At 68.8% G+C, this 19,103-nt stretch carries 18 protein-coding genes; 3 read left to right on the top strand and 15 right to left on the bottom strand.

Annotated elements, in window-relative coordinates; translation table 11 throughout:
* Positions 1-19: 19 nt before the first annotated feature.
* Positions 20-541 (top strand): inosine/xanthosine triphosphatase, encoded by a 522-nt coding sequence (yjjX, locus tag ACFQI8_RS05670; protein WP_390243311.1) that lies wholly within the window; start codon positions 20-22, stop codon positions 539-541.
* A 9-nt stretch (positions 542-550) separates the two neighbouring features.
* Here the strand turns inward: yjjX and aglD are convergent, their stop codons facing one another.
* Positions 551-2,425 (bottom strand): flippase domain-containing glycosyltransferase AglD, encoded by a 1,875-nt coding sequence (gene aglD, locus ACFQI8_RS05665; protein WP_390243310.1) that lies wholly within the window; start codon positions 2,423-2,425, stop codon positions 551-553.
* A gap of 282 nt (positions 2,426-2,707) precedes the next feature.
* Here aglD and ACFQI8_RS05660 point away from each other — a divergent pair, with 282 nt between their 5' ends.
* Positions 2,708-2,977, top strand: a complete 270-nt coding sequence (locus ACFQI8_RS05660) for a DUF7123 family protein (protein WP_390243309.1) — start codon at positions 2,708-2,710, stop codon at positions 2,975-2,977.
* Positions 2,978-3,199: 222 nt separating this feature from the next.
* Here the strand turns inward: ACFQI8_RS05660 and ACFQI8_RS05655 are convergent, their stop codons facing one another.
* The 13 genes from ACFQI8_RS05655 to ACFQI8_RS05595 form a co-directional block, all read right to left on the bottom strand.
* The gene (locus ACFQI8_RS05655) at positions 3,200-3,823 is read right to left on the bottom strand and encodes a winged helix-turn-helix transcriptional regulator (RefSeq protein ID WP_390243308.1); all 624 of its coding nucleotides are present in this window, start codon (positions 3,821-3,823) and stop codon (positions 3,200-3,202) included.
* A gap of 82 nt (positions 3,824-3,905) precedes the next feature.
* Positions 3,906-5,192: an SPFH domain-containing protein gene (locus tag ACFQI8_RS05650; RefSeq protein WP_390243307.1), complete on the bottom strand. Its 1,287-nt coding sequence runs from the start codon at positions 5,190-5,192 to the stop codon at positions 3,906-3,908.
* 126 nt (positions 5,193-5,318) lie between these two features.
* Entirely contained in the window at positions 5,319-5,921 is a 603-nt protein-coding gene (locus tag ACFQI8_RS05645; RefSeq protein ID WP_390243306.1) for an NfeD family protein, read from the bottom strand.
* Positions 5,922-6,001: 80 nt separating this feature from the next.
* The gene (locus tag ACFQI8_RS05640) at positions 6,002-7,234 is read right to left on the bottom strand and encodes a restriction endonuclease (protein WP_390243305.1); all 1,233 of its coding nucleotides are present in this window, start codon (positions 7,232-7,234) and stop codon (positions 6,002-6,004) included.
* Between the two features lie 395 nt (positions 7,235-7,629).
* On the bottom strand, positions 7,630-7,866 hold the full coding sequence (locus tag ACFQI8_RS05635) for a DUF7312 domain-containing protein (RefSeq protein WP_390243304.1): 237 nt from the start codon (positions 7,864-7,866) through the stop codon (positions 7,630-7,632).
* A 44-nt stretch (positions 7,867-7,910) separates the two neighbouring features.
* The gene (gene pyk, locus ACFQI8_RS05630; protein ID WP_390243303.1) at positions 7,911-9,668 is read right to left on the bottom strand and encodes a pyruvate kinase; all 1,758 of its coding nucleotides are present in this window, start codon (positions 9,666-9,668) and stop codon (positions 7,911-7,913) included.
* A 114-nt stretch (positions 9,669-9,782) separates the two neighbouring features.
* Complete coding sequence (locus ACFQI8_RS05625; RefSeq protein WP_390243302.1) at positions 9,783-10,070, bottom strand: DUF7979 domain-containing protein; 288 nt, start codon at positions 10,068-10,070, stop codon at positions 9,783-9,785.
* A gap of 71 nt (positions 10,071-10,141) precedes the next feature.
* Positions 10,142-10,447 (bottom strand): DUF7979 domain-containing protein, encoded by a 306-nt coding sequence (locus tag ACFQI8_RS05620; protein WP_390243300.1) that lies wholly within the window; start codon positions 10,445-10,447, stop codon positions 10,142-10,144.
* Positions 10,448-10,605: 158 nt separating this feature from the next.
* Complete coding sequence (gene metG / locus ACFQI8_RS05615) at positions 10,606-12,732, bottom strand: methionine--tRNA ligase (RefSeq protein ID WP_390243299.1); 2,127 nt, start codon at positions 12,730-12,732, stop codon at positions 10,606-10,608.
* Between the two features lie 286 nt (positions 12,733-13,018).
* Positions 13,019-13,585 carry a YqaA family protein gene (locus ACFQI8_RS05610; protein ID WP_390243297.1) on the bottom strand — a complete coding sequence of 189 codons (567 nt, stop codon included), beginning with the start codon at positions 13,583-13,585 and terminating at the stop codon, positions 13,019-13,021.
* A 49-nt stretch (positions 13,586-13,634) separates the two neighbouring features.
* Entirely contained in the window at positions 13,635-14,708 is a 1,074-nt protein-coding gene (gene mfnA, locus ACFQI8_RS05605; protein WP_390243296.1) for a tyrosine decarboxylase MfnA, read from the bottom strand.
* Positions 14,709-14,839: 131 nt separating this feature from the next.
* Positions 14,840-17,119 (bottom strand): phosphoenolpyruvate synthase, encoded by a 2,280-nt coding sequence (gene ppsA, locus ACFQI8_RS05600; protein WP_390243294.1) that lies wholly within the window; start codon positions 17,117-17,119, stop codon positions 14,840-14,842.
* Positions 17,120-17,236: 117 nt separating this feature from the next.
* The gene (locus ACFQI8_RS05595) at positions 17,237-17,485 is read right to left on the bottom strand and encodes a DUF8075 family protein (RefSeq protein ID WP_390243293.1); all 249 of its coding nucleotides are present in this window, start codon (positions 17,483-17,485) and stop codon (positions 17,237-17,239) included.
* 77 nt (positions 17,486-17,562) lie between these two features.
* Here ACFQI8_RS05595 and ACFQI8_RS05590 point away from each other — a divergent pair, with 77 nt between their 5' ends.
* Positions 17,563-18,162, top strand: a complete 600-nt coding sequence (locus ACFQI8_RS05590; protein ID WP_390243750.1) for a J domain-containing protein — start codon at positions 17,563-17,565, stop codon at positions 18,160-18,162.
* A 41-nt stretch (positions 18,163-18,203) separates the two neighbouring features.
* On the opposite strand, the gene ACFQI8_RS05585 is transcribed toward ACFQI8_RS05590, so the two are convergent.
* Positions 18,204-18,983, bottom strand: coding sequence for a DUF7839 domain-containing protein (locus ACFQI8_RS05585; RefSeq protein WP_390243292.1), 780 nt, complete (start codon positions 18,981-18,983; stop codon positions 18,204-18,206).
* Positions 18,984-19,103: the final 120 nt, after the last annotated feature.

The following is a 19,103-nucleotide window of genomic DNA, read 5'->3' as shown; positions in this document are numbered from 1 at the left end:
CGGGCGACGCGCTTCCGACATGGACATCGCGGTCGGAAGCGGCAACCCGGTGAAGCGGCGCACGGTCGAACGAACCTGTCCCGACGCCTCCGTGGCGGCGGTCGCCGTCGACTCCGGCGTCTCCGAACAGCCGACGGGCCACGACGAGACCATCGCGGGCGCGGTCATCCGCGCTGAGCGGGCGCTCGACGCCGGCGACTACGACCTCGGCGTCGGCATCGAAGGCGGCGTTGCGACCTTCTCGGCCGGCGACGGCACGGACGAGACCGACCTGTACCTCGTGATGTGGGCGGCCGTGACCGACGGCGAGCGCGTCGGCCGCGCGGCGGGGCCGAGCCTCCCGCTTCCCGCCCGCATCGGGGACCGAATCGACGCGGGCGAGGAGCTCGGCCCGGTGATGGACGACGTGCTCGGCACCGACGACATCGCGAGAAACGAGGGCGCGGCGGGCGTGTTCACCGGCGGCCGGCTCACCCGCACCGACGCGCTCGAATCGGCCGTGACGGGCGCGTTCGCGCCGTTCTGTTGCGAACTGTACTGAGTGGCTCGCTCACTCGGACTCGGCGAGTTCGCGGTCGCGGTCGCGCACGTCCGCGCTCTCTTCGACCGCGGTCGTCAACGAGACGTTGAGCGACAGCATCGAGGCGACGCCGCCGACGACGGTGACGCCGTTTTTGACGGCGTGGTCGAGGACCGCCGCGGCGAGCGCGGCGGCGGGCGTGACCGGCGCGAGCGCGGCCATGAACACCGTGAACGCGATTTCGTAGAGGCCGACGCCGCCGGGCGAGAGGGGAAGCACCTTCGCGAGGTTGCCGACGCTCACGGCGAAAAACGAGACGCCGACGAGGACGACCGGGTCGATGTCGACGCCGAGCGCGAGCAGGACGACGACCGCGGTCACCACGTCGACGGTCCAGATGGCGAGGCTCGTCAGCCCGACGCGGCCGAAGGCGGCGCGGTTGCCGGCGACCGCCTGGAGGTCGGAGACGAACTGCTCGATGACGCCCGCGACGAGTTCGACGTAGGAGTCCGACGAGAACCGGCCGACGAACGCCCGGACGACGTTCCGGTCGGCGCGGGCCGACAGCGCGATGCCGAGGACGCCGAGGATGGCGACGACGCCGACGCCGGTGGCGACGGAGGCGACGGTGCGCACGTCGCCGGCCGACACGTCGACCGAGCCGCCGCTCACACCGGTCGCGAGCACTGTGGCGATGTCGTCGAGGCCGCCGGTCGCCGCGAGGCCGACGAGGACGACGCCAGCGAGCCCCGCGATGGTGAGCAGGTCGAAGACGCGCTCGACCGCGAGCGACGCGAAGCCCGAGGGGTACGGGATGTTCCGGCGCGCCTTCACGACGTAGGCGCGCACGGCGTCGCCCGCGCGGGCGGGGAACACGAGGTTCCCAGTCTGACTGATGAATATCGCCCCCGTGAGGAAACTCGCCTTCTCGCGGTAGCCGAGCTCGCCGAGGATGTCGCGGTAGCGAATCCCCCGGAGCGGCCACGAGACGACGTAGATTACCGCGGCGGCCGCGACGAGCGCGGGGTCGGCGTCGCCGAGCACCGAAATGACCTCCGAGGGGTCGATGTACAGCGTCATCAGCGCGAGCGCGAAGACGGTCAAAAGCAGGCCGGCGGCGACGGTCACCCGGCGGGTGATGCGCGGCCGGACCGTGAGTTGCCACCACGTCCGGAGAATCTGGCTACCCATCCCGAGGATGTCGCGGACGAGGTCGACTTTCGTGTCGCCTTTCGGCTCCCAGTCGACGGGGAACTCGGCGACTCGAAAGCCCGCGCGCTGTGCGCGGACGAGCATCTCCGTGTCCCAGAACCAGTGGTCGTCTTCCACGTCGTCGCGGAGCGCCTCGAACGTCTCGCGGCTGAAGGCCTTGAAGCCGCACTGGTGGTCGCGGAGGTCCGAGCGGAGGAACAGCCGGACGAGCCCGTTGTAGGCGCGACTCGGTACGCCGCGTTTCCGCGGGCGGTCGGCGACGCGGTCGGGCATCCAGCGCGACCCGGTGGCGGCGTCGTACTCGCCGGAGCGGACGCGCTCGACCAGCTCTTCGAGGTGGCGCATGTCCGTCGCGAGGTCCGTGTCGAAGTAGACGAGCGTGTCGCCGGCGGCGGCCTCGAAGGCGCGTTCGAGCGCGCCGCCGCGGCCGAGGCGGGCGTCGCTGTGGTAGTGGCGAATCCGGTCGTCCTCGGCGGCCAGTCGGTCGGCTATCTCCGGCGTCTCGTCGTCACAGCCGTCTTCGGCCACGATGACCTCGAAGGCGTCGGCGGGGAGGAACGATTCGAGCGTCTCGACGGTGACGCGGACCGTGTTCTCGATGGTCCGCGCCTCGTTGTAGGCGGGGAGGACGACGCTCACTTCGACGCCGGCCGCGGTCGCGGCGGCCGGGCGTCGTTCTGTCGGGCGACCCATTGTGGTCGTATGGCCGCTATCCGCGTATGAATTTTCTGTCTTGGAGTCGTTACGCTCCGCTTAGACGGACAGTTCGGAACGCTCGGGCGTTCGGCGGCTTGCCGGTCACCCCCGACTGTCTCCCCGTTGATGTGTCCGCGTCGCGTGGGTGTTAGGCGACTGTACCTGCGACGGCGCGGTGGGACCGCCCCGACGGCTCGTTTTTGGCAAAAACCGCAAGACAGCGCCGTGTTAAGCTCCCGTACCAAACCCCTGATAGGCGTCTCGTCTCTCTGTGTAGGTATGAGCACGACCGCCTCCGCCGCCGCGGTCGAGGGCGATGCCCTCGACACCAAACCCAGCCTCTCGGAGAAACAGCGCCGCATCCTCGACTACCTCCGCTCGAACGCCGGCGCGAAGACGTACTTCAAGTCCCGCCTCATCGCCGACGACCTCGACCTCTCGGCGAAGGAGGTCGGCGCGAACATGCGCCCCATCCTCGACGGCGACTTCGACGTGACCGTCGAGAAGTGGGGCTACTCCTCCGGCACGACCTGGAAGGTGACCGTCTGAGTCCCCGCTGACGCTTCACTCCGGCCCCGCCGCACGCCGTCCCCGTCCCCGGCGTGCACCCCGGCGCGCCCTCCCTCGCGCCACCCCGCCCGGAACGCCGTCGTCTCCCCCCCCCACGTCGTTCCATCCCGCTTTTCGGGTTTTCTCGCGTCTCAGCGCCGCCGCTGAGTGTTCCGAACCGACGGAGAAGCGCCGTCACCGACTCCCCGACTCTCGCCCCGGTCAGGGGTCGAACCGAATGAGTTCGGCCGCGTCGTCGGCGAACGCCGCGGCGTCGGAGCCGAAGGAGTCGGCGTAGCGAATCAGGAGCGTGATGACCGTCTCGGGGTTGCGGACCGCGTAGCCGTCCTCCCGCGAGAGGAGGCCCACGGCGTCGAGTTCCTTCGCGTAGGTGCTCACCGTCGCCCGCGAGACGCCCAGTCTGTCGGCGAGTTCGCTCCCCGTCGCGTCGGGGTCCCGAAGCAGGTGGACGAGCATCCCGCGCGGCGTGTCGCGGCGCAGATAGCCGAGGGCGACCTGCTCGAACTCCGAGAACCGACTCGCGGGGAAAAACCGCTTGTAGTCGCCGTCGCGGCGCACCTCGAGCGTGTCGTCGTCGACGAGGTTCCGGAGGTGGTACTGCGTCTCGCCGGTCCCCAACTGGAGGTCGTCGCGGACCTTCGAGAAGTGCGCGCCGGGCGTGGACGCGACGTAGCCGACGATGGCGTCCCGCGCGTCGCTCGACCCCGACGAGTCGTCGTCGCCGTCGTCGCCGCCTCCGAGGCCCACGAGCGGCGTGGCGGCCCCGAGCGCGGCGAACCGGCGGAGCGTCGCGCGCTTGTCTTCGTCTACCCGGCGATTCGACATCTACCACCACATACGAGACGGCGCGAAGAAAAGGGCTTCGGCATTCACACCCGTCCAAATCCCGGACGGTCGGTCGATGCGACTATTCGAGGTCCTTCTCGAAGGACATCTCGCTTTCGTCGTCGTCGTCGCCGTCGCCCTCGTTGGCGGCATCGGTGGTCGGTTGGCCGTTGCCCGCGGAGGCCGCGTCCGCCGATTCGTCGGCCGCGCCGTCTGCGCCCTCGTTTTCGGCGACGACCTCGTCGGACGACTTGATTGGTTGTTCGTCCTCGTCGGCCTCGGCGATGATCTCGTCGGGCGACTTGATGTCGTTGACCTCCGCGCCGGCCTTGATGGCCTCCGCCTCCTGTTCGAGCTGTTCGACGTCCATCTCGGCGGCCTGGTCTATCTGCCCGAGAATCTCCTCGATGTCGTCGAGGCCGATGAGTTCGCGGGTCTCCTCGTCGAACTGCTTGCTCGACAGCCCCTCCATGTCCTGTACGTCGGAGCCGGTGAGCTGTTTGCCGTAGCGACCCACGAGCGAGGTGAGTTCCTGCGGGAGGACGAACGTCGTCGACTCGCCCTGTCCGATGCGTTCGAGCGTCTCCATGCCCTTGTCGATGATGGCGCGCTCGCCCATCGACTCGGCGGACTTCGCGCGGAGGACCGTCGAGATGGCGTCACCCTGCGCTTCGAGAATCTGCGACTGCTTTTCGCCCTGCGCGCGGATGATGTTCGACTGCTTTTCACCCTCCGCCTGTTCGACGGCGGAGCGACGCTCACCCTGCGCTTCGAGAATCATGGCGCGGCGGCGGCGCTCGGCGGAGGTCTGCTGTTCCATCGCCTGCTGGACGTCGGCGCTGGGGTTGACCTCGCGGACCTCGACGGACTCCACGCGGACGCCCCACTCGTCGGTCGGCTCGTCGAGCTCCTTGCGGATGCGCGCGTTGATTTCCTGGCGCTTGTTGAGCGTGTCGTCGAGTTCCATGTCGCCGAGGACGGCCCGGAGGGTCGTCTGGGCGAGGTTGGAGACGGCGCGCTTGTAGTCGTCGACTTCGAGGAACGCCTTCTTGGCGTCCATCACCTTGATGTAGACGACCGCGTCGGCGGTGACCGGCGAGTTGTCGCGCGTAATCGCTTCCTGCCGGGGCACGTCGAGCGTCTGGGTCCGCATATCGAACGCGTAGGTCCGAGAGACGAACGGCGGGATGAAGTTGATACCCGGTTCGAGGAGCCGTCGGAACTCCCCGAACACCGTGAGCGCCTTCTTCTCGTAGGCGTCCACGATTTCGACCATCTGATACACCGTCACGATGGCGAGGACGAGCACGAGGAGGCCGGCGACGACGCCTCCGATACCCAGCCCCGCCTGGAGGGCAAGTAGGTCCATAAGCCCGCTTTGGGTTGGCAGAATGATAAGTATTCGTGTGGTCCGACCGTCACGTCGGACGATTTCGGCGGCGATGGGGACGCAGTCGACCCGAACCGAGCGCCGACCGCGCGCGGCGGCCGCCGGTCAGACGCCTTCCGTGCCCTCCCGTTCGAGTTCTTCGTCTCGCTCCGCGGACTCCTCGCGTCGTCGTCGCGCCCGCTCGCGGGCGAGTTCGCGGTCGATTTCGTCCTCGCCGGGGCCGACTCCCTCGACGGTCACGACGTTGCCGCCGCCGGGGTCGACGACGATGACCTCGCTTCCGACCTCCAACTCCCCGCGGACAGACCGGGCGGCGTAGTAGGGGTTGAACCCGCCCTCGTCGAGTTTGACCTCGCCGCTGGTCGGCGTGACGCGCTCCGTGACGCGCCCCATCTTGCCCGTCAGCGCGTCCGAATCGCTCGTCTTTCCTTCCCCCTTCCCGCCGTAGATGTCGAGCTCCCGGTAGCCGTAGAGCGCGAGCGCACCGAAGACCAACACGAGCAGGCCGAGGGCTATCGGGCCTGCGAGCGGCGCGATGAAGAGGCCGACCAGCCCCGCCGCGAGGAGGGCGACGCCGAGGACGACGAAGTGCGCGCCGGGGGCGATGGCCTCCGCGAGCGACAGGCCGAGCCCCGCGAGCACGAGCAAAAGCGGGAGCGTCTCGGGACTGACGAGACCGGTCTGTAACGGGAGCGGCGGGTATGCCATACCGGGTCTAGGGCCGTCGCCCGATTAAGGATTGAGGGTCGAACGCGGCGCGGGTTCTGCGAGGGGTGGTCGCTCCGCGCTCAGTCGTCGCCGTTCGGATCGGTCGAGACCGAACGGTCGTGGACGAACGCCACGGTGTCCCCGTTCGTCGGCCGGACGAAGACGGTCCCGGTGGTCGCGTTCGTCGGCACGGAGAAGACGGTCCAGACGTGCGCTCGCTCGTCGGGGGCGAACAGCCCGCCGTTGCGGAAGCCGGTCGCGTTCGACAGCGGTTGGTAGCCGTAGCTGACGCCGTCGGTCTCGAACGCGAGCGCCGACTCCGGGAGCGACCCCGGCGCGTCGCCCGCGGCCGTGGCGTTGAGCCCGATGACGACGAACCGCTCTCCCTCCGGCGCGGCGTACGTTCGATTGCCCACCTGAAGCGTGTCGGCGGTCCGGGCGTTCCACCGGGCGACCACGTCGGCCGAGTCGACGCTCGCACTGGAGAGCGCGGAGACGGCGACGCCGCCTTCGTCTCCGCCGCCGTCGCCGGTCGGTCCGCCGAGTCCGTCAACTACCGGTCCGACCACGGCAACGAAGCCGAGCGCGAGCACGAGCAACAGCACGGCGACCACGACGACGCGGACGCTCGGCGGCGACCCCGATTTCAGGTCGCCGACCGACGACGGGAGTCTGTCGTGGAGCGTGTCCCCAACGGATTTCCAGCCGCCGCTTCCGTCGTCGTCACCGCTACTTCGGCCTCCCCCGTCGCCGTCACCGCTACTTCCGCCGCCGCTTCCGCCTCCGCCGTCGCCGCCGCGGTCACCGACGAGTCCGGCGAGCCGTTCGCGCGCGGCGGCTAACGGGAGCGACGCGAGCGCTTCTTCCACCGGTTCGGGCAGGTCGAACGGCAGGCCGAACTCGACTTCCGCCGTCTCGAACACCTCGCCGTCGGTGTACTGCTTGACGGTCTGTTCGAGGCCCTCGTCGGCGACGGTCCGGCCGAGTTCGTCGCGGTCGAGAAGCGTCACGTCGTGGTTCGTGGCGAATCCGCGGACGCCGTCGGCGAACTCGCCTTGGGTGGCGACGACGACGGTGTCGATATCGCGCTTTTTCGCGTGCGCGACGAAGCCCTTGACGTGCTGTTTCTCGACTGTCATCTCGACGGCCGGGAGCGCGAGCATGAGTCCCTTCGTGCCGTCGCCGCGCTGGCCCTGTACGAGGTATCTCCCCTCGCCGCGGGGCTGGACGTTCGTCTGCCAGTTCCGCTGGGTCCAGCGGTCCGCGAGGAACCGGACGAACTTCGCCGGGTCGAGTTCGACGAGTCTCGTCACTGCTCGCGTCCCTCCGGCTCGGGTGGGGCGGGTCGTCGGTCGTGTCCGGGTCGTCGGTCGTGTGTCATCTTGTCGTCTCGGTGTTCGTCCCGGCGGCGGCCGGTTTTGGTGGCCGCACGATGACCGGGAGGGAGGCCGTCGCCGCGGTCGCGTCCGTCCCGGCGCGGGACCGTCGGCGTCGGAACCCGAGTCGCCGCGGGAAGAATCGACGCGGCGACCGACGCGGAGGGTGCGCTGTGTAGCTCACTTCGCTCGTCCCGGTCGGGTGGTTGGCGGTGGTTTCCCTTGGGGTCACATAAATCAACAGTCCCGATTATCAAAACGGAAAGTCGGAGGCGGGACAGCGGCCGCACTCGGCGTTCGCGACGAGTCGCGGTCGGCGTCCGGCGGGTCGCTCAGAACGCGCCCGGGAACACGGTGACGGCGATGAGCCCGACCGCGAGCAGGACGCCGAGCAGGACGAACGCGACGTTCTCGGCCCGGGGCGATTCGGGTTCGATGGGGAGCCGTTCGACCTCGGCTTGGTCGTCGATGATGCCGTCGGGACCGACGTCGTCGACGCCGAAGCGCCACTCGCCGTCGGCGTCGCCGTCGCGGTCGTCGTCGGCCTCGGGAGAGGGTGCGCGGGACATCGATTCGTGCGTAGGCGTCGCGGCGGGAAAGGGCTACCGCACTCCTACCGGCTGTCGCGGTCGTGGTTGATGACGTCGCCCTCGTAGACGATGCCGCGCTCGGCGTGGAGCGTGACGGTCGCGCCCTGCGCGATGGTCTTCGGGAGTGGCGCGCCCGACACCATCGGGATGTCGAGCTCGCGCGCGACGAGCGCCGGGTAGCCGGTCATGCCCGCGCGGGCGTCGACGATGCCGGCGAGCTTGTCGGCCTCGCCGTCGAACTCGCCGTCGAACTCGGCCGACAGCGCGAGAATCGCGCCCTCGGGGACGTCCGTGAGGTCGCCGTCCTCGGTGCGGTAGAGCGGGCCGGCGACGCGGCCGCCGACGATTTTCCGGCCCGTGGCGACGGGCTCGGCGGCGACGTGGACCTTGAGCATGTTCGTCGTGTTCGTCCCTTCGAGCTCCGTCATCATGCCGGAGAGGACGACGATGGTGTCGCCGGACTCCGCGACGCCGGCGTCGAGCGCGGCGGTGACGGCGTCGTCCATGACGCCCTCGACGCTCGGGCTGTAGTCGGCGTACTGCGCCGAGACGCCCCACGAGACGGCGAGTTGGCGGCGCGTCCGGTCGTTCGGCGTGACGGCGACGACGGGGACGCCGGGGCGGAACTTCGCGGTCTTCCGGGCGGTGTAGCCGGATTCGGAGACGGCGACGACGGCCGCGGCGTTCACGTCGCGGGCGAGGTAGCGCGCCGAGCGCGCGAGCGCCTCGGTTCGGGAGCCCTCGTCGGCGGTCGGGACGCGCTGTTCTTGGCTCTCGTCGTACTCGGGGCTGGCTTCGATTTCCTCGACGATACGGGACATCGTCTCGACGACGCGGACGGGGTGGTCGCCGACGGCAGTCTCGCCGGAGAGCATCACGGCGTCGGTGCCGTCGAGGACGGCGTTGGCCACGTCGGACGCCTCCGCGCGGGTCGGGCGGCGCGAGCGGACCATCGAGTCGAGCATCTCGGTCGCGGTGATGACCGGTACGCCCGCGGCCTGCGCTTTGCGGATGGTGCGCTTCTGGATGATGGGCACCTCTTCGAGGGGGCACTCGACGCCGAGGTCGCCGCGGGCGACCATCACGCCGTGGGCCGCCTGGATGATTTCGTCGAGGTTCTCGACCGCGCCGGCGCGCTCGATTTTGGCGATGATGGGAATCTCCGCGCCGAGGGTTTCGAGGGTGTCGCTGATGGTGTAGACGTCCTCCGCGTCGCGGATGAACGAGGCGGCGACGTAGTCGACTTCCTTCTCCGCGGCGAGCTTCAGGTTCTCGTAGTCGGAGTCGGTGATGAGGTCGATGTCGAGGTTGACGCCGGGAACGTTCACGCCCTTGCGCGAACTGAGCTTCCCGCCGGAGACGATGGTCGCGTGGACCCCGTCATCCTCCACGTACTCGACGGTCGCCTCGATGCGGCCGTCGTCGAGGAGGATGGTGTCGCCTGACTCCGCGGCGGTGATGGAGTACGACAGACCGACGGCCTCCGGTGTGGCCTCGTCGCCCTCGTAGAAGCGGACCTCGCTTCCGGTTTCGAGGTAGATGTCCTCGTCGATGTCGGCGGTTCTGACTTCGGGACCCTGCAGGTCGAGCATGGCCGCGAGCGGTTCGTCGGTCATGTCGTCGACGGCGCGGATGCTGTCGATGACGTCGGACCGGTGTTCGACGTTGCCGTGGCTCGCGTTCATCCGAGCGACGCTCATGCCGGCGTCGGCGAGCCCGCGAATCGTCTCTCGGTCGAACGACGCGGGACCGAGCGTACAGACGATTTTTGCGTTTCTCATGGCGTCGCCTACGAGTGACTGGTAAAAAAGCCCGATGATAAACTCGGTGCCGAGTAACGGGTTCGCATACGTACCCTCTATAGTTCGCCCATCGAACTGACCGCTCGTTCGACCTCACGCAACTATAATGGTTGTTTGGTAAATTTCTCCGTCGTATCTGACGTAGCCGGGGTCGCGGAACTCGTTTCTGTCCGTTCTCTTCCGGAGCGTCACGGTCTCGCCTCCGAGCGCCTGCCGGAACGCCGACTGTTGGTCCGGCGCGAGGTTCTGATACGAGACGGCTCCCTCGCCCTGCGGGAGGTCGTCGACTCGGGTGACGCTCAGCCTCGCCGTCCCGGTTCCGCCGCCGAGACAGCCCGTCGAGAGGACGAGCGCCGCGGCGAGCAACACGCTGACTCGCATGGTCGGCGCTCCAGTGTCACCGTTAAAAGCCGCTCCGGTCTCGGCGTGGGATTCGAGCGCCGAACGCCGGCTCAGTCGGAGACAGTCGTCCGGTAGATACCGCCGTCGTACCGGACGTAGCCGGGGTCAACGAACTCGTTTCGCGCCGCCTCGTTCGGTATCGCCACCGGCTCGCCGGTCGAAACGGCCTCCGCGAACGTCTCGCGCTGGTCGGGGTCGAGGTTGCCGAAGGCGACCGCGCCCTGTCCCTGCGGGAGGTCGTCCACGCGTTCGACGGTCAGGGTGCCCGCGCCGCCGCCAGTGACCGCGGCGACGACGCCCGCGAACACCGCGAGCGCGACGACGATTCCGACCGCTTCCCGTCTTCCGATTCGCATGGGCGACGCTCGGGGGGCGGCGCAGTTAGGCGCTGTGGTCCGCGTCTGACACGGGGCGATGTGGGGCGAACACAGCGCGTCGAAAAAATCGGGTTGTGGACGGCCGCTGGCGGCCGCGGTCAGTCGCAGGCGGTCGCGTATCGGGTCGGAAGGGTCGCTTACTGGACTTTCGTGCCGGGGACGGCGTCGCCATGGGTCGTCAGGATGTCGGCCTCGTCGCCCGCGGCCAACAGCATCCCGTTGGACTCGACGCCGAACAGTTCGGCCTGTTCGAGGTTGGCGACGATGATGACCTTCGACCCGGGGAGCGAGTCGAGGTCGTGGAGCTGTTTGATTCCGGCGACGATTTGGCGCTCTTCGACGCCGATGTCGACGGTGAGCTTGGCGAGTTTGTCCGCGCCGTCGATGCCCTCGGCGGCGACGATTTCGCCCACGCGCAGGTCGAGTTCCTGGAACTCCTCGAAGCTGATGCGGTCGTCGGCGATGGGTTCGAGGTCGATGTCGGCGTCAGAGTCGGTATCTGCGTCCATATCCGCTTCGGCGTCCTCGTCGGACTCGTCGCTTTCGGATTCCGTCTCGGCCACGCGCGCTTCGAGCTTCTCGTTGAGCTCCTCGACGCGCTCGTCTTCGATTTTCTCGAACAGCGCCTCGGGCTCGTCGAAGGTCGCCGGTGGGGCCTCGAAGGCGGCGTCGACGCGGGTGTCGGTCACGGAACCGTCCTCGCCGAGCTGTTCCCAGAGCGCCTGCATCTTGCCCGGCGCGACGGGGAAAAACAGCACGGCGATGGCCTTCGCAATCTGGACGCAGTCGCGGATGACCTGCGCCGCGGCCTCGGGGTCCTCGTCGGTGAGCTTCCACGGCTCGTTGCGCTGGATGTACTCGTTGCCGAACTGCGCGAGGCGGACGGCGGCGTTGCCGGACTGCCGGACCGAGTAGTCGTTGATGCCGGCCTCGAAGTCGTCGATGGCCTCCTCGATGCGGGCTTCGACCTCCTCGGACACCTCCGTGTCCGGCGTCCCCTCGAAGTTGCGGTACGCGAAGAGCATCGACCGGTAGAGGAAGTTGCCGACCGTGCCGACGAGTTCGCTGTTCACGCGGTCTTTGAACTTCGACCACGAGAAGTCAACGTCCTGCTGGAACCCGCCGTTGGTGGCGAGGTAGTACCGAAGCAGGTCGGGGTGGAAGCCCTCGTCGAGGTACTCGTCGGCCCAGACGGCGCGGTTGCGCGAGGTGGAAAAGCCCTTGCCGTTGAGCGTGATGAAGCCGGAGGCCATGACCGCGCGCGGCTCGACGTAGCCCGCGCCGCGGAGCATCGCCGGCCAGAAGACGGTGTGGTGCTGGATGATGTCGCGGCCGATGATGTGGACGATGTCGCCGGCGTCCTTCCACGCCGCCTCCCAGTCGAACGTGTCGGGTCCGACGCGCTCCGTGTACTGCTTGGTGGAGGAGACGTACTCGATGGGCGCGTCGACCCAGACGTACAGCACGAGGTCGGAGGTGTCGGACGGCGACGAACTGCCGTCCGACTCGTCGCCCTCGTCACCCGGGTAGTCGATGCCCCAGTCCATGTCGCGGGTGATACACCAGTCCTGCAGTTCGCCCTCTATCCACTCGCGGGGCTGGTTCCGGGCGTTCGCGGTGCCTTCGAGGCGGTCGATGAACTCCTGGAGGTAGTCTTGGAGGTCGGAGACCGCGAAGAACTTGTGCTCGCGCTCGCGGTACTCCGCGGGGTTGCCGGTGAGCGTCGAGGTCGGGTCTTCGATTTCGCCGGGTTCGAGGTGACGACCACAGCCCTCGTCGCACTCGTCGCCGCGGGCGTGCGCGCCGCAGTACGGACAGGCACCCTCGACGAAGCGGTCGGGGAGCCACTGGTCCGCGTCGGGGTCGTAGGCGACCGGAATCTCCTTCTTGTAGACGTAGCCCTCGGCTTCGAGCGTGCGGACGATTTCCTGCGTCAGTTCGGTGTTCGTCTCGTCGTGGGTGTGGCCGTAGTTGTCGAACTCGATGTTGAAGCGGGGGAACGTCGCCTCGTACTTCTCGTGGTGGCGGAGCGCGAACTCCTCGGGCGTGACGCCCTCCTTCTCGGCGTTGACGGCGACCGGCGTGCCGTGCATGTCCGACCCGCTGACGAAAGCCGTCTGCTGGCCGAGTGTTCGTAGCGAGCGACTGTAGATGTCGCCGCCGACGTACGTTCTGAGGTGACCGATGTGGAGGTCGCCGTTCGCGTACGGCAGTCCACACGTCACCACCGCTGGGTTCTCCGTGGGGAAGTCCTCGTGACTCATCTGTGTCGTGTATCTCGGAAGCGGGCCTAAAGCCCGCCGCTTCGGATGCGTCTGTTTGGCGGTGCGATATCGCCCCGAGGTTCGCCGGGTCCGACCGTCGTCTCACGTTACCGAGTCGACGGCCGGAGGCGGGTCCACCCGCGGCTAAAAGGGAGCGCGCATACGCATGTTGTCGGGGAGCCCCGTCGCTGTCACACCGGTATTGACGCCGAGCGCGCGTATAAATTGTCGGGCTACTCGGGCGACGCCCGGGGCGTTCGGGGCGCTCGCGCGCCTCTCGACCCGCTCAGAGGAACGCCAGCGCGGCCTCGATGCCGATGACCGTCACGACGAGTCGGCCGCAGGAGCCGACGAACGTCGCGGCCGCGAACCTGAGGTAGTCGTCTTCGAGGACCGAAAACGCGTAAATCGAGAGCGTGTCGGGGAAGCCCGGCACGCAGAGCGCGGCCGCGAGCCCGGCGAACCCCCAGTTCTGTGCGATTTGGACGGCCTTGCGCTCGGTCCAGCCCATCACGTCCACGGGAAGCCGTTCGAGCGCCCGCTCGACGTAGCCGGACTCCCGCGTCTGGCGGCCGATGTGGAACGCGAAGACGCTCCCGGCGGCCTTGCCCGCGCCGCTGACGAGGATGATGACCGCCAGCTTCGCGCCGTAGGGGAGCCCGAGGTCGAGCGGCGCGGCGAGGACGATTTCGCTCACGCCCGGGAGGGCGAAGGCGATGAGAAACGAGTAGGCGAAGATGATGACCAGCCCGACCCAGCCGGTGGCCGTCTCGACGAGCGACGAGAGCCACGAGAAGTCGGGGTACAGACTGAACGTCAGGTCTGCGAGCGATGCGAACGCGGTGAGGGACACACGAGAGGGTCGAAGCCAGTCGGTTGTAAGTTTTCAGGTTCGGACCGGCTCAGTTGTGCGCCGGCCCCGACCGGAGGTCGTCGAGGTCCGAGAGGAACCCCCGGAGCGACTCGCGGGAGACGTGCGGCATACAGACGATGCGGAGTTCGCCGCTCGCGGTCCGCGAGATGCGCCAGCCGAGGTCGCGGAGCGATTCGAACTGCCCGTCGGGGACGGTCGCGGCGACGAGCGGGAGTTCGGGTTCGACGGCGTCGTAGCCGCGGGCGCGGAGTTCGTCGTAGAGCCAGTCGGCGTTCGCCTGCTGGCGCTCGTAGGCGTCGCGGTAGCCGTCGGGCCAGAGCTCGCGCATCGCGGCGGCCGCGGAGGCGACGCCCGCGCCGCTCCGGGTGCCGGTGAGGCTCGCCTGCGACGCGGATTCGAGGTACGGCGTGTCGACCGCCAGCGAGTCGACGACCGCCTTGTCTCGGAACAACAGGCCGCCGGCGGGGACGACCGCCTGCCCGTACTTGTGGGGGTCGATGGTCATCGAGTCGATTGGCGCGTGGGCGAACGACCACTCGTGGTCGGTAAAGGGGAGGACGAACCCGCCCCACGCGGCGTCGACGTGCATCAGCGCGCCGGCGTCGTGGGCGACCGCGGTCAGCTCGGAAATCGGGTCGACGCGGCCGAACTCGGTCGTGCCGGCGACGCCGGCGACGAGGACGGTGTGGTCGTCGACGGCCTCGCGGACGGCCGCGACGTTCGCGCGGTAGTCGTCGTCGACGGGCACGACGCGGAGCTCCACGTCGAGCACGTCGGCGGCCTTCTGGAAGCTGAAGTGGATGCTCTCGGGGGCGACGACGTTCGGGTCGTCGTCGCGGGCGTGGTTTCGCGCGGCCCGGATGGCCTGGATGTTGGCCTCGGTCCCGCCGCTTGTCACGTAGCCGTGGGGGGCCGAGAGCCCGGTGATATCGCCGAGGTACGAGAGTGCGTCTTCTTCGAGTGCGGCGACGGCCTGATAGGTCGCCGGGTCGCCGGGGTTGGTTGCGAAGAACCGCTCTGCGGCCTGCCGGGCGGCCGGATGCGGTCGGGTGCACATCGAAGAGAGGACGCGGTCGAACTCCTGCGGTGCCGCGCGCTGCATGCATCCCATTATACCCACACCCAGTATATCGGTTCCGCTCCGGTGCGCCGCGTCGCCCAGCCGACAGCGGCCGCTACGCGGACAAGAGAAAACCGGAACGCGGGTGGTCGGGCCTCGACGTTCGGCGGTCCTCAGCGGACCGAGTCGAGGAGGAGCCGCTGTTCGACGCGCTTGACCTCGTGTTGCACGTCGCGGACGGCGTCGATGTTGGCCGAGATGGAGCTGACGCCCTTGTCGACGAGGAACTGGACCATCTTGGGCTTCGAGCCGGCCTGCCCGCAGATGCTCGTCTTCACGCCGACCTCGCGGCACGTCTCGATGGTGTCGCCGATGAGTTTGAGCACCGCCGGGTGCAGTTCGTCGTAGATGTCGGCGACGTGCTCGTTGTTGCGGTCCACCGCGAGGGTGTACTGCGTCAGGTCGTTCGTGCCGAAGGAGGCGAAGTCGATGCCGGCGTCGGCGAGTTCTTCGATGCAGAGCGCCGCCGCGGGCGTCTCTATCATGACGCCCCACTCGCGCTTTTCGGGGTCGATGCCGGCCTCGCGCATGTGCTCTTTCGCCCGGAGCACGTCTTCGGCGTCGTTGACGAGCGGGAACATGACTTCGAGGTTGTCGTAGCCCATGTCGAACAGGCGGCGGAACGCCTGCAGTTCGAGGCGGAACACGCTCGGGTTGTCGAGGCCGCGGCGGATGCCGCGGTAGCCGAGCATCGGGTTGTGCTCGCGCGGCTCGTTCTCGCCGCCCTCCAGCTGTCGGAACTCGTCTGTCGGCGCGTCGAGGGTGCGGACGCGGACCGGCCGCGGGTAGAACTCCTCTGTGGCCTCGCGGACGCCCGAGACGATTTCGTCGACGTAGGCGCGCTCGCCGTTCTGCTCGATGAACCGTTCGGGGGTCTTACCGAGCGTCAGGACCATGTGCTCGATGCGGAGCAGGCCGACGCCGTCTGCGCCCGTGGCGGCGGCGCGCTCGGCCGCCTCGGGGATGGAGACGTTGACCTTGACCTCGGTCGCGGTCATCGGCTTGACGGGCGTCTTGGGGCGAGCCTCCTCGACGGGCTGGCGCTGTTTCTCCTCGGGTTCCTCGCCCTCGCGGATAGTGCCCTTGTCGCCGTCGATAGTGATTATCTCGCCGTCTTCGAGGGTCTTCGTCCCGTCGCCGGTGCCGACCACCGCGGGCACGCCGAGCTCGCGGGAGACGATGGCCGCGTGGGAGGTCATCCCGCCCTCGTCGGTGACGATGCCGGCGGCGCGCTTCATCGCGGGCACCATGTCCGGCATGGTCATCTCGGTGACGATGATGTCGCCCTCGGCGACCTGGTCGAGGTGGTCGAGTTTGGTGACGATGCGGGCGCGGCCGGAGGCGATACCGGGGCTCGCGCCGAGGCCGCGGATGAGCACGTCGTCGCCGGTCGCGGTCGCCCGCGAACTCCCGCCGCTTTCGCTTTCGTCTTCCTCGCCGTCGTCGCCCTCCGCGATGGTCGTAATCGGGCGCGACTGGAGCATGTACACCTCTCCCTCGTAGACGGCCCACTCCACGTCCTGCGGCGTCTCGTAGTGGTCTTCGACCAGCTCGCCGAGTTCGAGCAGGCGGGACACCTCGTCGTCGGTGAGGACGCGCTCGTGGCGGCGGTCGTTCGGCACGTCGCGCATGACGGTCTCGCCGCTTTCCTCGTCGCGGACGCACATCGTCTTCTTGTCCGCGATGGTCGCGGTCTCGACCTCGCCGGTCTCGCGGTTGACGACGTAGTTGTCGGGCGAGACGGTGCCGGAGACGACGGCCTCGCCGAGGCCCCACGCCGCCTCGATGATGAGCTCTCTCTTCCCGGTCGAGGGGTGACGGGTGAACATCACGCCGGACTTCTCGGCGTCGACCATCTGCTGGACGACCACCGCGATGTCGACCTTGTCGTGGGGGAACCCCTTTCGGTTGCGGTAGTAGATGGCGCGCTCGGAGAACAGCGAGGCCCAACACTCCTTGACGCGGTCGAGGAGGTCTTCCTCGGTGATGTTGAGGAACGTCTCCTGCTGGCCCGCGAAGGAGGCGTCCGGCAGGTCCTCGGCCGTCGCGGACGACCGAACGGCGACGAAGGCGTCGCCCCCGCCGACGCTCCGGTAGGCGTCGAGAATCTCTTCTCGCACGTCGTCCGGCATCGGCGTCTCCATGATGAGGTTGTGAGCCGTCTCGTGGGCCGCCTGTAGCGCCGCGGAGTCCTCGTGGTCGACCTCGACCGCGGCGAACAACTCGTCGTCGATGCCCGCGTCCTCGATGAACGCGCGGTACGTGCTCGCCGTCACGACGAATCCCGGCGGCACGGGGAGCCCCGCACCCGTGAGTTCACCCAGCGACGCGCCTTTCCCGCCGACCAGGTCGAGGTCGTCGGCCCGTACGTCGTCCAGCCAGACTACAGCCATGTGATGTTCGTATGGTCCCGCACCCCGATAAAGAAGTTTGCGAACGAAACAAGTATGAATGAAAACTCACTCGAAGCCGAGTATGAAATTGCGGCCTCGGCGGGGAGACGGCCGCTCTCAGGACTCTCTGCGCTCCCGGCCGTGTTCCTCGCACAGGATTTCGCCGGCGTCGGGGTTGAGGTAGAACGGCGACCCGGCTTCGACCGGCCTCCCACAGACGGCACAGCCGTCGTCGTGGCGGAGGAAGTACTTCCCCTCCGAGCGGCCCGTCTCCAGCCGTCCGGCGGCGACGGCCGGCCGGGTCAGTCCCTCTCCGATTTGGGTGCGCTCCGCGCTGTCGGCCTCCTCGAAGCGAATCGGTCGCATACCGGCCCTTGGGTCGCCGGCGGCAAATCGTTACGCACAGCGAGGGGTTCATAATCGCTCGTCCCGTGACTTCTAGCGTGCTTCCGGAGTGGGTCTTTCTGCTCCCGCCGTGGCTCCTCGTCGGGCTCGCGGCGGGCGCGGTCGTCTCCGTCGTCGTCGCCGGCGTCTTCGTCGTCGGCGGCCGTGTGTTCCCGGAGCGGCGGGTCTCCCGCGGCCCCCGCGTCGACGGGACGGGCCGCCGCCGCGTCGAAATCCGCGACTACCTCACCTCCATCGACGAGCGGTTCGTCGAGGACCGCCCGGTCCGCGGCGAGACGGTGGCGTTTTTCCTCCCCGACCGCGGCGTCGCCATCACCTTCGACGCGCAGGCGTTCTTCCGCCTCGAACGCGCCGGCGTCTACGCCGTCCTCTGCGAACACGAGATGCCCGGCGGCCAACTCGGCCGTCGCCTCCCGTTCGACGTGCCGGACGTCGAGCCCGAACTGGCCGACCTCGACGACCCCGTGTCGGCCGCGTTCGACCGGCTCGACCTCCCCGCGAACGCGTCCACGGAGGCCGTTCAGGACGCCTATCGAGCGCGAGTGAAGGACGTGCATCCTGACCACGGCGGCGACCGAGAGCGGTTCCACGAGCTACGGGAGGCGTACACGATGGCGCGGGAACACGCCGAGGGCTGAGTGCGAACCGGACTACGAAACGCGCCGAGTTCGGCGCGGAGCTACGGCTCCGTCACTTCGAACAGCACGCCGGCGTCGCGGAGCGCATCGGTCACGCGCCCGGCGGCGTCCGTGCTCGCGACGACCGCGGCGTCGAGGCCGCGGGCCGCGGCGTCGGCGGCGACCTCGCCCGGCGCGAACCACGTCCGCACGTCGACTCTCGCGTGGCGGCAGGCGACGACGGCCTCGACGCCCGCGGCGACGACGATGTCGGCGTCGTCGCACGCCGCCGCGAGCGCGTCCGAATCGACCGCGTCGGCCTCGCCGACCCGCGCGGGGGGCACCTGCAGGACGCGGACCGAGCCGGGTTCCATCTCGATGACGCCCTCGAAGCCGGTGACGCTGGCCGCGTCGCCCGCCTCGGCGTCGGTGGTGGCGACGCCGATGGCCGGGCCGTCGTCGCCGGGCGTGGCGTGGAGCAGACCGTCGCGGAGCGACAGCGTCACCGTGTCGCCGGCCGCGACGTCGTCGGTGACGATTGCGGCGTCCTCGTTGACGCTCTCCAGCACGTCGTCGGTGACGTGTTCGGCGAAGCGCTGGAGGGCGCGAGCCTCCTGAAACAGCCAGTCGACGCCCTCTTTCGTCACGCGGTAGCGCGACCGGCCCTGCTTGTCGACGAGCCCGTCTTCGACGAGGTCGCGGATGTACTCGGAGACCGCCTGACTCGTCACCCCGACCGCCTCGGCAATCTCGCCTTGGCTCACGGCCGGTTGCCGGTCGGCTATCTCGGCGAGGATGCGAAAGCGGGTCGCGGTGCGCTTGTCCTCCAGTGCGCCGCTCATATGCCGAACGTGGGACGCACCGAGTAAAAAGGCCCCTGCTCCACCACGCGGTTCGACCGCCCTCTCGGGTGGCTTCGGTGCGACGCGCGCTGTCGGTGGAGATTTGTCTTCGAGGGCCGT

It is taken from the genome of Haloferax chudinovii, from assembly GCF_042663345.1.
Lineage (GTDB): Archaea > Halobacteriota > Halobacteria > Halobacteriales > Haloferacaceae > Haloferax > Haloferax chudinovii.
Note: the sequence above shows the minus strand (reverse complement) of the source record. Positions and strands in the feature narration are given on the sequence as shown.